Annotated in this window: 10 protein-coding genes; 1 reads left to right on the top strand and 9 read right to left on the bottom strand. The window is 72.1% G+C overall.

Annotation, left to right across the window (positions count from 1 at the left end; all coding sequences use genetic code 11):
* Positions 1-5: 5 nt before the first annotated feature.
* The 6 genes from ACFRU2_RS27860 to ACFRU2_RS27885 form a co-directional block, all read right to left on the bottom strand.
* On the bottom strand, positions 6-809 hold the full coding sequence (locus ACFRU2_RS27860) for a trypsin-like serine peptidase (RefSeq protein ID WP_382976934.1): 804 nt from the start codon (positions 807-809) through the stop codon (positions 6-8).
* The gene (locus tag ACFRU2_RS27865) at positions 806-1,867 is read right to left on the bottom strand and encodes an alpha/beta hydrolase (RefSeq protein ID WP_382977296.1); all 1,062 of its coding nucleotides are present in this window, start codon (positions 1,865-1,867) and stop codon (positions 806-808) included. The genes ACFRU2_RS27860 and ACFRU2_RS27865 overlap by 4 nt, the downstream gene beginning before the upstream one ends.
* A gap of 289 nt (positions 1,868-2,156) precedes the next feature.
* Complete coding sequence (locus ACFRU2_RS27870; protein ID WP_382976937.1) at positions 2,157-3,374, bottom strand: alpha/beta hydrolase-fold protein; 1,218 nt, start codon at positions 3,372-3,374, stop codon at positions 2,157-2,159.
* A 428-nt stretch (positions 3,375-3,802) separates the two neighbouring features.
* A complete protein-coding gene (locus ACFRU2_RS27875; protein WP_382976940.1) occupies positions 3,803-4,963 on the bottom strand; it encodes an RNA-guided endonuclease InsQ/TnpB family protein in 1,161 nt (386 codons plus the stop codon).
* 155 nt (positions 4,964-5,118) lie between these two features.
* Entirely contained in the window at positions 5,119-5,754 is a 636-nt protein-coding gene (locus ACFRU2_RS27880; protein ID WP_382977298.1) for a response regulator, read from the bottom strand.
* A 29-nt stretch (positions 5,755-5,783) separates the two neighbouring features.
* On the bottom strand, positions 5,784-7,094 hold the full coding sequence (locus ACFRU2_RS27885; RefSeq protein WP_382976943.1) for a sensor histidine kinase: 1,311 nt from the start codon (positions 7,092-7,094) through the stop codon (positions 5,784-5,786).
* Between the two features lie 110 nt (positions 7,095-7,204).
* On the opposite strand from ACFRU2_RS27885, the gene ACFRU2_RS27890 reads away from it, so the two are divergent.
* Complete coding sequence (locus tag ACFRU2_RS27890) at positions 7,205-9,130, top strand: FtsX-like permease family protein (RefSeq protein WP_382976946.1); 1,926 nt, start codon at positions 7,205-7,207, stop codon at positions 9,128-9,130.
* A 108-nt stretch (positions 9,131-9,238) separates the two neighbouring features.
* Here ACFRU2_RS27890 and ACFRU2_RS27895 read toward each other — a convergent pair whose 3' ends face one another.
* Genes ACFRU2_RS27895 through ACFRU2_RS27905 form a run of 3 tightly spaced genes read right to left on the bottom strand, consistent with a single transcriptional unit; the run spans position 9,239 to position 12,973 of the window.
* Positions 9,239-11,638, bottom strand: coding sequence for a xanthine dehydrogenase family protein molybdopterin-binding subunit (locus ACFRU2_RS27895; RefSeq protein WP_382976948.1), 2,400 nt, complete (start codon positions 11,636-11,638; stop codon positions 9,239-9,241).
* Between the two features lie 2 nt (positions 11,639-11,640).
* A complete protein-coding gene (locus tag ACFRU2_RS27900) occupies positions 11,641-12,228 on the bottom strand; it encodes a (2Fe-2S)-binding protein (protein WP_382976951.1) in 588 nt (195 codons plus the stop codon).
* Position 12,229: 1 nt separating this feature from the next.
* Positions 12,230-12,973: an FAD binding domain-containing protein gene (locus ACFRU2_RS27905; RefSeq protein WP_382976954.1), complete on the bottom strand. Its 744-nt coding sequence runs from the start codon at positions 12,971-12,973 to the stop codon at positions 12,230-12,232.
* Positions 12,974-13,047 lie beyond the last annotated feature (74 nt).

Consider the following 13,047-nt stretch of genomic DNA (forward strand, 5'->3'; position numbering starts at 1 on the left):
CCGCGTCAGCCGCCCTGCTTCGCCGCCCGCTCGTACAGGGCCTTCGCGCGGTCGTCGAACAGGGCGGCCGTGGAGTCCACGTCCGTGTCCCCGCCGCTCAGCACCCCGATGAGCTGGCCCGGCCGCCCCGGCCCGCCGCGGTCGGCGATCCACGGGCTGCCGCTCGTCCCCGTCCAGAACCCCGAGCAGTTGATGTAGAGCATCGCGGGGTCGTCCTCGTCGTGCCGGCTCTGCGTCGTACAGGCGACGGGCTTGTTCTCGGGGTTGTGCTCGGACTGCGGATAGCCGACGACGGTCACCTCCCGCTCGTAGCCGGAGGTCCACACGGGCTTCGGGGCCTCGCCGCGTCCGACGACCTCTTGCAGGCTGCGCCCGTCCGCGTCCGGTTCGACGCTGAGGAAGGCGAAGTCGGCGGTGTCCTCGCCCCACTTCGTCCAGCGCTCGTCGACCTGGACGGAGCGCACCTTCCACACGCCGAGCGGCCGCCGCCCGGAGCCCTCCCCGGAGAAGGCGGGGGCGAAGGCCAGCTCGCCGATGGCCAGCCCGTCGTGCGCGGCCTCGCCCGGCCGCCCGTCCTCGCCGGCGGGGGCCACGCAGTGCGCGGCGGTGGCGACGACGTTGCCCCGCGGGCTGTCGACGACGCTGGCCGTGCACCAGTGCTCGCCGTTGGCCATGAGCACGCCGACGGTGGGGAAGGGGAGCGCGCCGCGTTCCTCGTAGCCGCCGGAGTCCCTGACGAACACCACGGCGAGCAGCGCGACGGCCCCCGCGAGGGCGGCCGAGACGATCCCCTTGAGCCCGGTGCTCACCGCGGGGCGGCGCCGTTCGCGCCGCCGCTCGGGGCCGGCCGGGGCTTCGGGGTGGGTGCGGACATCACCTTGCTGATCCACTCCAGTGCGCCCTCCCTCATCCCGCGTACGTAGGACTTCCCGTTGTGCTCACCATCCTGGATCACCTGCAGCGTGGTGTGCACGGGACCCTTGCCGTAGTCCTTCATGAACCGCTCGGCCTTCTCCCGGCCGGATTCCTTGGTGCCGATCTGGAAGTTCACGTAGACGTCCGGGCCGCCCGCCGCGATCAGCTTCGCGGCGAGCTTCTCGGGGTTGTTCTCGTCCATGGCCTGCGTGTTTCCCTTCCACAGCGGGGAATCGGGGACGATGTCGACCCCGCTCGCGATGGCCGCCTTGAAGCGGTCGGGGTACTTCAGGACGTGCTTGAAGGCGCCGAATCCGCCCGCCGAGGAGCCCATGTAGGCCCACCCGTCGCGGGAGGTGAAGGTCCGGAAATTGGCCTTCGTGAAATCCGGGACGTCTTCGACCATCCAGGTGCCCATCTTGGGCTCTCCGGGGATGTCCGAGGCGTCGAAGTGGTGCTTGGTGTCGGCGTTGTGCACCGGCATGACCAGGATGAAGGGCAGGCTCTTGCCGGACTTCGCCCCGTCGCTCACGGCCTGCTGGAGGCCGAGGCCGGGGCCCGTCCCCCAGTAGTTCGTGGGGTAGCCGCGGCCGCCGGGCAGGGAGATCAGGACCGGGAAGGCGCTGTCGGCGTACGCCGGGTCGTCGTACTCCTTCGGCACCCACACCCAGACGTCGCCCGTGAACCCGGACTTCTTGCCCGTCAGGGTGGTCTTGGCGATCTGGGTGCCGTCCGGCAGCCGGGAGGTCCGGACGAACTCGGCCTTCGGCCCGGTGGGCATGCGTACGCCGGGTGCGGACCCGGTGTCGGCGGCGGTGGAGGCCGCGGTCTTGGACTTCCCGAAGGAGACGGGATCGCCTATGTCCGAGAAGAGGCCGTAGTGGTACGCGGCCGCCCCGCCGCCCGCCAGGAGGGTGAGCCCGAGCCCCCCGCCGATCAGGGTCAGGCGCAGCCGGCGCTTGGGGCGGCCGGCCCCGGGACCGGCGGCGCCGCCGGTCCCGGTCCCGGAGGCGCCGCCGGTCGTGGCGGCGCTCCCGGTCGTGGTCGCGCCGTCCCCGGTGGTGGCGGCCCTGTCACCCTGCAGGTCTTGGTGCACGGATCGTTCCCGTTCCTTCTCCGGCGCCCCTTGGGAGCGTGGGTTGGACCGTTTGGTCCCCCTTACATCCATAACAGAGGTATGAACGACCGGATGGGTTGCCCGGGACGGGTGGACGTGTCGAGGGCCACGCGGGTCACGCGGGTCAGCTCGTTTCGGGCTTCGGACCCTTCAGGACCTTGCTGACCCATTCCAGTGAGCCTTCCTTCATGCCGCGCACGTAGTGCCAGCCGTTGTGCTCGCCGTTCTGGATGTCCCGGACGGTCATCTTGACCGGGCCCTTGGCGTACTTCTGCTGGAACTGCGTCATGCGCTCCTTGCCGCTCTCCTTGGTCCCGATCTGGAAGTTGATGTAGACCTCGGGACCGCCCGTGTCGATCAGCTTCTGGGCGAGCTTCTCGGGGTTGTTCGCGTCCATCTCCGCCTGGTGGCCCTTCCAGAGCGGGGAGTCGGGGACGATCTCGCCGCCGCTCGCGATCACGGCCTTGAACTTGTCCGGGTGCTGGAGGACCTGCTTCATGCCGACGAAGGCGCCGGAGGAGGAGCCCATGAAGGCCCAGCCGTCGCGGGACTTGTACGTACGGAAGTTGGCGCGGGTGAAGTCCGGGACGTCCTCGGCGATCCAGGTGCCCATCTTGGGCTGCCCGGGTATGTCGGAGCCGTCGTAGTAGTACTTCGCGTCCGGGTTGAGCACCGGCATGATCACGATGAACGGGAGGCTGGTGCCGGCCTGGACGCCCTCGCTGATGGCCTTCTGGAGGCCGAGGCTGCGGTCGGCCCAGTAGTTGGCCGGGTAGCCGTTGCCGCCGGGGAGCGCGATGAGCACCGGGAAGCCGCTCTTGGCGTACTTCGGGTCCGCGTACTCCTTCGGCGTCCACACCCAGACGTCGCCCTCGAAGCCGGACTTGGCTCCCTTGAGGCGGGTCTTGGCGATGATCGTGCCGTCGTCGAGCTTGGTGGTCTGCTTGAACTCGGAGACCGGGCCGGTCGCCGGCTGTACGTCCGGGTCGCCGGTCGGCGCGGGCGGGCTCGCGGGGGTCTGGCCCGGGTTCCCCTGCGCCCCCGCGTCGGCCGGGGGCGGGGTCTTGCCGAAGCTCACCGAGGAGCCGTCGCCGGAGAACCAGTCCAGCTTCCAGGCGGCGAAGCCACCGCCGCCGAGGACGAGCACGAACGCGACGGCCGCGCTGGTCCACAGCACGCGGCGGGACCGGGTGCGGCCGGAGCGCCGCGGGGGCTCGGGTATGTGCGGGGGGACGTACGGCTGCTCCTGCCGGTACGAAGGGTCGTACCGGTACGACTGGTCCTGCGGGTAGGGCTGGTACGGCTGGTCATCGGGCCGCGGGCGCTGCGGGTCCTGGTGCACGAACTTCGCTCCGAACGGTCATGACTGCCCCCCGGTGGGACAGAAGGGACTGGGATCCCCCTAGTCCTGATGTGTGAATCCCCCGGAAAGTTCCAAATCAGCGCAAAATCATGATCCGGATTCCGCGCACCTCGCCCCGGCTCACTTCAGCGCGTCGAGGACGCCCGCGCACCGCCCGAGCAGCCCGATCAGCAGCTCCCGCTCCTCACGGGCAGCTTCAGCCTCAAGACATCGCTGCCGACTAGGCGGGCAGTTCCTGCTCACCGTCGACATGACGGCCGGCGACCGGTACCGCAGCGCCCCGGTCTCCGACGCGGTGTCCCGCGTGGCCCTGACCGGCGGGGACGTCAACTTGACCCGGTCCTGAAGACCCGGGCTTGGAGGTAGGGCGCCACTGGCTGTGGTGTGGCCTCCTCCGTCCAGGCCACCTATGGGGTGGCTGGGACGCGTGACTCACGCCCCGCAGTCCACACGGCTTCACCCTTGCGGTTGATGTTGTGGGACGCGTTGTCGTCCGCGTGCATGATGACGCCACAGGCGCGGCACGCGAACGTTGCTTGATCGACTCGGTTCTTCCGGTCGATGTGGCCGCACTGGGAGCATTGCTGGCTGGTGTACGCCGGATCGACGTACACCAGCGGCACCCCGGCCCGCAGCGCCTTGTAGGCGATGAACTGGCCGAGCTGGTGGAAGCTCCACGCATGCAGTTGTGTCCGCTGGTCCTTGCGGAGCCGTACCCGGTCGCGGATGCCCGTCAGGTCTTCCAGGGCGATACCGCGTCCGGTGCGTTCAGCGGTGGTGACGATCTTCTTCGAGATGACGTGGTTGATGTTCGCGACGTGCCGCGACTCTTTGCGGCCGCGGAGCTTCAGGCGCCGCTTCGCGGACTTGGTCCCCTTGGCCTGCAGCTTCGTGCGCAGATCCTGCTGCCGCTTGCGGTGCCGGTTCACACCGCGCCCGGCAGCCCGGTAGCCGGTGGATGTGGTGGCGATGTTGACGATCCCGAGGTCCACACCGATGAACCCGGACGGGTTCTCGTTGACCGGAGCCTCGGAGATTTCACACACCGCGACCAGGTAGAACACGCCGCCGCGTTCGATCAGGTCCGACTCGCCCTTGCGGTACTCGCAGAGCATCTTGAGCGCGTTCGCGGAGCAGGCGAAGCGGACGTTCTTGAGCCGTCCCGCCGTGGTCCAGATACTGACGGTCCGTGCGTGGTACTGCCAGGACAGGCACCGGTCGTCGAATGGCTGAGCCGCCTCCGGCCGGAACATGACTGGTTTCGACTCCGTCTTCACCCGGCGCTTCGATCCGGGCCTGCCGAGATTCCCGGCCCGGAGGTTCGCTTTCAGCGTGGTGTACGCGTCGCGCACCTTCTTGATCGTGTGCTGCGCGACTTGCGCCCCGAGACCGGAGGCCTTCAGCTCGGAGTAGGTGTGCTTCCGCAGTTCGTACTCACGCGGTACACCGTGCTCGAACGCGACGGCGGACACCCAGTTGGCCCGTTCGTTGACGACGCGCAAGGTCGCTGACAGCGCGGATGCCTGCGCGGCATCCGGCATCAGCTTCACCTGTACACCGATCTTCACGCAGAAGACGCTAGAAGGACCGGCCGGAGCGGATCAAGTCAAGGCCAGAACGGTTACACAGCGCACTCCGGCGCGCCGACCCCCTTCGCCGTCGCCTCGGTCCGCGGATTCTGACCCGCGGGCAGATCCCGTCAGCGAGTCCCCCCGGGACTCCGTCAGCCGCGCAGGTAGGCCAGGACGGCGAGGACCCGGCGGTGGGATTCCTGGGCCGGGGGCAGGTCGAGCTTCATCAGGATGTTTCCGATGTGCTTGCCGACCGCCGCCTCCGAGACGGTGAGCCGGCGGGACACCTCGGCGTTGGAGTGCCCCTCGGCGACCAGGGCGAGGACCTCCCGCTCGCGGGCCGTCAGCCGTTCCAGGGGGTCGCGGCGGCGGCTGATGAGCCGGCGCACCACCTCGGGGTCGACCACGGTCCCGCCGGCCGCCACCCGCGCGACGGCGTCGAGGAACTCCTCGACCTGCCCGACGCGGTCCTTGAGCAGGTACCCGACGGCCGTCCCGTCGCCGGAATCGAGCAACTCGGCGGCGTACGAACGCTGTACGTACTGGGAGAGGACCAGGACGGGCAGGTCCGGCCGGGTCTCGCGCAGCCGCACGGCCGCCCGGAGTCCCTCGTCGGTGTGGTCCGGGGGCATCCGCACGTCGGTGACGACGATGTCCGGCCGGTGCTCGGCGACGGCCGCTTCGAGCGCGGCCGCATCGCCGACGGCGGCCACCGTGCGGTGGCCGAAGCGGGCGAGCAGGCCGACGAGGCCCTCGCGGAGCAGCACGGAGTCCTCGGCGAGGACCACGCGCAGGCCCGCCGGGGGGCCGGCCGGATCTACGGCGACGTCGGTGCCTTCGGGGTCTTCGGTGCCTTCGGTGCCTTCGGAACGCAATGGATCTCCACACGCAGCAGGGTCGGGCCTCCGGGAGGACTGGTCAGGGTCAGTCTGCCGTCCACGACGGACACCCGGTCGGCGAGTCCCGTGAGTCCGCTCCCCCGCCCCGCGTCGGCGCCGCCGCGGCCGTCGTCGGCCACCTCCACGGTGAGCCGGGTTCCGTCGTGCCGGCCGGTGACGGTGATGCGGCCCGCCCCGCTGTGCTTGGCCGCATTGGCCAGGGCCTCGCTGACGAAGAAGTACCCGGCGGACTCGACCGGTTCGGGCAGCCGGCCGGGGAGGTCGAAGTCGGTGTCGACCGGGATCGGCGAGCGGTCGGCGATGTCGGCGACGGCGTCGGGCAGGCCCCGGTCGCTGAGCACCTGCGGGTGGATGCCGTGGACGAGCTCGCGCAGCGAGGTCAGCGCCAGCCCGGCCTCGGCGTGCGCGGCGGCCAGTTGCGCGGCGAGCGGGCTGCCGGGCGGGGCGTCGAGCCGGGCCAGGCCCAGGGTCATGGACAGCGCGACGAGCCGCTGCTGCGCGCCGTCGTGCAAGTCTCGTTCGATGCGCCGCCGTTCGGCGTCGAAGGCGGCCGCCAGCCGGGCCCGGGAGCTGGTCAGTTCGGTGACCTTGACGGCCAGGTCGCCGGGGCCGGGGCCGAGCATCAGCCGGGCCAGGGCCGCGCGGGCGGCCGCCACCGCGCCGAGCGCGTAGAGGAAGAGCGGCAGGAGGAGCAGGCCGGCGGCGGCGCACAGCAGGGCCTCGGGGTAGCCGGTGATGCCGTGGATCTTGAGGGGGTTGGCCTGTTCCCCGTCGAGGGCGAGCAGGACGGGCGTCGCCAGGAGGTCGGCGGGCAGGAGGAGCGCGGTGCCCACGGCGAGCAGTTCCAGCGGCCACAGCAGGGTGGCGGCGAGCACCGCGTAGCCCAGTTCCCGCCAGGTCGCCTGCTCGCGGAAACGGGTGCGGGCCCACGCCGCGAGCCCCGTACGGTCCGGATCGCGGTGCGGGTCGGGCAGCGGCGCGGAGCCCGGGTCCCACAGCCGCAGCCGGCGGCGCTCGACGGCCGCGAACGGTACACCGGCCAGCGCGAGCGCGGCGAGCAGCGGAAGCCCCACGAGGACGACGGCGAGCACCGCCCCGGACACGGCGAGCAGGGTCAGCACGGTGAACGCGAGCGCGCCGATGATGCCGCCGGTGAGCAGGTAGGCGGCGGCGCGCCACGGCTTGGCGGTGCGCAGGTACCGGCCCGGGAGGGGGAGGGAGAGCGGCATGCGTCCCACCGTAGGCGGCGGGCGCGGGGGGCGCGGTAGGGCTGGCCATACCTCCGGGACTCGTCCCTGCCCCGCTGACCGGGGGCCGTGCGGCCGGTTGGCTGGGAAGCATGCTGAAGATCGCGTTGAGGTCGCTGCGGCGGCGCTGGATGACACAGGTGGGAACGTTCGTGGCGGTGGCCCTGGGGGTCGCGCTGATGACCGTCATGGGGCTGGGGCTCGCCGCTTCGGCGGCGCTGCCGGCGGGCGCCGAGGTGGTGGGCCTCAACTCGATGCTCGGCACCGCGGGCGGGGTGAGCTCGTTCGTGGCGGCCTTCGTGGTGGCGTCGACCTTCTCCTACGCCGTGGCCGCGCGGCGGCGCGAGCTGGGGCTGCTGCGGCTGGCCGGGTCGACGCCGGGACAGCTGCGGCGCCTCGTGATGACGGAGGCGGCGGCCGTCGGGCTGGCCGGGTCGGCGGCCGGGATCGTCCTGGGCCGGGCGGGTGCGCCGCTGATGGCCCGCTGGACGGTGACGCAGGGGCTGGCGCCCGCCGGGTACGCGATCGGCGACCAGGCCTGGCCGCTGCACACGGCGTTCTGGACCGGGCTGCTGGTCGCACTGTCGGGGGCGTACGCCGCTTCCCGGCGGGCGGGCCGGGTCGGTCCGCTGGAGGCGCTGCGCGAGGCCGTGACCGACGAGCGGCCCATGACCCCGGGGCGCTGGGCGGCCGGGGGCGGGCTGCTGCTGTGCGCGGTCGCCTTCGTGGCGTGGCGGCTCGGGTCGGACCCGGGCTCGCTGCTCAAGCGCAAGACGTACACCTGGCAGCCGATGCTGCTGATCTCCGCGTGCGGGATGCTGGCGCCGGTGCTCGTACGGCCCGTCGTGCGGCTGCTGATGTGGGTCCCGGTCCGGCTGACCTCCTACGCGGGCCGGGTGGTGCGGGCGAACGCCGCCGCCGGGATCCGCCGGACGGCCGCGGTGGCGGCGCCGGTGCTGGTGATGGTCGCGCTGACCGGATCGCTGCTGGGCGCGGCCTCGACGGTGACCGGGGCGAAGACGGCGGAGGCCCGTGCCCGGACCGGCGCGGACTACGTGCTGACCGGCGGGCGGCTGCCGCACTCCGCCGATCTCGCCGATCTCGCCGATCTCGCCGGCGTCCCGGCGGCGCGCGTCCTCGCGGTGGCGGACACCCGTCTGACGGTGCTGGAGGAGGGGTTCGTGAAGGTGCCGACGGAGGCCTCTGCGGTCGATCCGGCGGCGCTGGCGGAGGTCTCCCGGCTGCCGGTGGTGGCGGGCTCGGTCGCGGACCTGGACGACGGCGGCATCATCGTCACGGAGGAGTGGTGGCAGCACCGGGTGGGCGACTCGGTACCGCTGTGGCGGGCGGACGGCACCGCCGCCCGGCTGCGGATCGTGGCCGTGATGCGGACGGGCACCGGCGACAACGGGGCCTACGTCACCCCGCGCAACGCGCCCGGCGCAGAGGTCTCGCGCATCGAGGTCAGGGCCCCCGCCTCCGCGGCTCCCGCGGTCCGCGCGGCGGCGGCCCGTTACGGGGCCACGGCCCACACCAAGGAGGAGTGGCTGACGGCGACGCACCCTCGCACGAACCGCTTCACGGTGCTCGGCTACGTCCTGGTCCTGGGCCTCACCCTGGTCTACACGGCGATCGCGCTGGCCAACACCCTGCTGATGGCCACCTCCGACCGGGTCGGTGACCTGCGCCTGCTCCGGCTGGCCGGGGCCACCCGGGGTCAGGTCCTCGCGGTGACGACGGCCGAATCCCTGCTCGCGGTCGCGGTCGGCACCGTCCTCGGGACGGCGGTCACCGCGGTCAACCTGGCGGGCCTGCGCGCCGCCCTCGCGGTCCTCGGGGTCGACGCCCCGGTGGTGGTCCCCTGGCTCGCGATGGGGGCGGTCGCCGGTGTCTGCGCCGCGCTCGCGGCCCTGTGCACCCTGCTGCCGGCGGCCCGCGCCCTGCGCCGCCGGACAGGACGGCGCAGGGCGCGGTCGGGTGAAGCACCCGGTATCGGCGCCGAGCCGGCCTCGCTCTGAAGCCGGTCCGCCCCGGCTCGGTCCAGGGTCGGGGCCTGGCGCAGGGGCTCCGCGGGCGGTCGCGGCGGAGGGCCGGCCCCTGGCGGAGCCGGCCCAGGGTGATATGCGTCAGGATCCGGTGATGTGCTCCGGCCGGACCGGGGTCTTGTTCAGCTCCAGCCCCGTCGCGGCGCGGATCGCCGCGAGGACGGCCGGGGTGGACGACAGGGTCGGGGCCTCGCCGATGCCCCGGACCCCGTACGGGGAGTGCGGGTCGCCCATTTCGAGGTAGTCGACCGGGAGCGTCGGCGTGTCGAGGATGGTCGGGAGCAGGTAGTCCGTGAAGGAGGGGTTCTTCACCTTGGCGGTCTTCGGGTCCACGATGATCTCCTCCATGATCGCGACGCCCAGGCCCTGGACGGTGCCGCCCTGGATCTGGCCGACCACGGACAGCGGGTTGAGCGCCTTGCCCACGTCCTGGGCGGTGGCGAGCTCCACGACCTTGACGAGGCCGAGCTCGGTGTCCACCTCGACGACCGCGCGGTGCGCGGCGAAGGAGTACTGGACGTGGCCGTTGCCCTGGCCGGTCCGCAGGTCGAAGGCTTCGGTGGGGCGGTGGCGCCACTCCGCCTCGATCTCCACGACCTCGTCCTCCAGGACGTCCACGAGGGCGACGAGGACCTCTCCCCCGTCGGTGACGACCTTCCCGTCCTCCAGGAGGAGTTCGGCGTCGGCCCACGCCGCGTGCCCCGCGCCGAACTTGCGCCGGCCGATCTCCAGGACCTTCTCGCGGACGAGCCCGCAGGAGTTCTTGATGGATCCGCCGGTCATGTACGTCTGGCGGCCCGCCGAGGTCGAACCGGCCGAGCCCACCTGGGTGTCGGCCGGGTGGATGGTGACCTGCTGGACACCGAGCTCGGTACGGGCGATCTGCGCGTGGATGGTGATGCCGCCCTGGCCGACTTCCGCCATGGCCGTGTGGACCAGCGCGACGGCCTCGCCGTTGATGACCTCCAGGCGCACCTTGGCCGTGGAGTAGTCGTCGAAGCCCTCGGAGAAGCCGACGTTCTTGATGCCGACGGCGTAGCCGACGCCGCGGACGACCCCCTCGCCGTGCGTGGTGTTGGACAGGCCGCCCGGCAGCGCGCGCACGTCGGCCGCGCCGTCGGCGCTCTCCCACTGGCGCTCGGGCGGCAGCGGGCGGGCCTTGACCCGGCGCAGCAGCTCGGCGACCGGGGCCGCGCCTTCCACGACCTGGCCGGTGGGCATGATCGTGCCCTGCTCCATGGCGTTGAGCTGCCGGAACTCGACGGGGTCCATGCCGAGTTTCGCGGCGAGCTTGTCCATCTGGGCCTCGTACGCGAAGCAGGCCTGGACGGCGCCGAAACCGCGCATGGCACCGCACGGCGGGTTGTTCGTGTAGAGGCCGACCGCCTCGATGTCCACGTCGTCGATGACGTACGGGCCGACCGAGAGGGAGGCCGCGTTGCCGACGACCGAGGCCGTGGAGGAGGCGTAGGCCCCGCCGTCGAGCACGATCTTGCACGTCATGTGCGTGAGCTTGCCGTCCCGGGTGGCGCCGTGCTCGTAGTACAGCTTCGCCGGGTGGCGGTGGACGTGCCCGAAGAAGGACTCGAAGCGGTTGTAGACCATCTTCACCGGCTTGCCCGTGCGCAGCGCGAGCACGCTGGCGAGGATCTGCATCGATATGTCCTCGCGGCCGCCGAAGGCGCCGCCGACGCCGGCCATCGTCATGCGGACCTTCTCCTCGGGCAGGCCGAGGACCGGGGCGATCTGCTTGAGGTCCGAGTGCAGCCACTGGGTGGCCACGTACAGGTCGACTCCCCCGTCCTCGCAGGGCACCGCGAGGCCGGACTCGGGGCCGAGGAAGGCCTGGTCCTGCATGCCGAAGGTGTACTCGCCGGTGACGATGACGTCGGCACGCTCCCGGGCCGCCGCCGCGTCTCCGCGGACGATGGGCTGGCGGTGCACGATGTTCGGGTGCGGGACGTGACCGGCGTGGTGGTCGTCACGGTTCTCGTGGACGAGTACGGCGTCGGGTGCCAGGGCGGAGGCCTCGTCGGTGACGAGGGGCAGCTCCCGGTACTCGATCTTGATCTTGGCGGCGGCGCGGCGGGCGGTCTCCGGGTGGTCGGCGGCCACGAGGGCGACCGGCTCGCCGTGGTGGCGGACCTTGCCGTGCGCCAGGACCGGAGTGTCCTGGAACTCCATCCCGTAGTACTTGACCGGGGTCGGCAGGTCCTCGTAGGTCATGACCGCGTGGACGCCGGGCAGGGTCAGGGCCTCGGAGACGTCGATGGACAGGATCTCGGCGTGCGCCACGGTGCTGCGGAGCGTCTGGCCCCACAGCATCTCCTCGTGCCACATGTCCGAGGAGTACGCGAACTCGCCGGTCACCTTCAGGGTGCCGTCCGGGCGCAGCGTCGACTCGCCGATGCCGCCCTTGGTGCGGGTGCCCTGGGTGCCCTGGGTGACCTCGGTGGGAATGCCGGTGGTGGTGCCAGCCATGATCAGACCGTCTCTTCCTGGAGTCCTTCGTGTTCCCGGCGGGCAGCGGCCAGGCGCACCGCGTCCAGGATCTTCTCGTAGCCCGTGCAGCGGCAGAGGTTGCCGGACAGGGCCTCGCGGATGTCCGCGTCGGACGGCTCGCCGACCCGCTCCAGGAGCTCGTCGGCGGCGACCAGCAGGCCGGGCGTGCAGAACCCGCACTGGACGGCGCCGCAGTCGATGAACGCCTGCTGGACGGTGGAGAGTTCACTGCCGTCGGCGGCGACGTCATCGACGTCGCCCTCGCTCTCGCTCTCGCCTACGGCCGTGCTCGTGTCGCGACCCCCGTGCGCTACACGCTGCCCGGCGTAGGCGGCCAGTCCCTCGACCGTCACCACGCCCCTGCCCTCGGCCTGACCGGCCGCGACCAGGCAGGAACAGACCGGCACGCCGTCGAGACGGACGGTGCAGGACCCGCATTCCCCCTGCTCACAGGCGTTCTTGGAGCCGGGCAGGCCCAGCCGCTCCCGCAACAGGTAGAGGAGGGACTCCCCCTCCCAGACGTCGTCCGCTTCTCTCGGACGGCCGTTGACCGTGAGGTTCACGCGCATGTCACGCAACTCCTTCCGCGCCGCGGCCCGTTCCGCGGCGGTACGACTCCCAGGTCCAGCCGAGCGCGCGGCGGGCCATGATGCCGACGGCGTGCTTGCGGTAGCTCGCGGTGCCGCGGACGTCGTGGATCGGGTTCGCGGCCCCCGCGCAGAGCTCCGCGAACCGCTTGGCGAGCCCGAAGGCGCAGACGGCGATCACCATGGCGTTGCGCGTGCCCACCTTGGAGTACTGCTGGGGGCCGGCGGCCTTGGTGACGTGGACGGCCCGGATCAGCTCGTCGGGGGCCGGCGCGTTGCGCTTCACCCCGGTGCAGAACGCGTCGATCGGGATCAGCCGGGAGCCCCGTACGGACTCCGCCTCCACCGGGGCGCCCGCCGCGAGCAGCGCCGGGTGCGCGTCGCCGGCCGGCGAGGCGGTACCGAGGTTGCCGCCGACGCTGCCGCGGTTGCGGATCTGCGGCGAGGCCACGGTGTGCGGGGCGAGCGCGAGGCCCGGAAGCTCCCGGTGGAGCCCCTCCATGATCTGCGCGTACGGCACGGACGCGCCCAGCCGGACCGCGTCCTCACCCACCTCCCACTCCCGCAGCTCCGCGATGCGGTTCAGGTCCAGTAGGTACCCGGGACGCCGGTGGTCGAAGTTGATCTCGACCATCACGTCCGTCCCGCCCGCGATCGGCACGGCCGTGGGGTGGGCGGCCTTCGCGGCGAGCGCCTCCCCCCAGTCGGCGGGGCGAAGAAATTCCATGAGCGGCTCTCCTCGTTCGCATGTGGCCAGAAGTCGTCGGCGGCCGCATGCGCAGAAGTACACCCCGGTCCCCA

The organism is Streptomyces sp. NPDC056883 (assembly GCF_042788835.1).
GTDB classification, from domain to species: Bacteria; Actinomycetota; Actinomycetes; order Streptomycetales; family Streptomycetaceae; genus Streptomyces; species Streptomyces stoeckheimensis.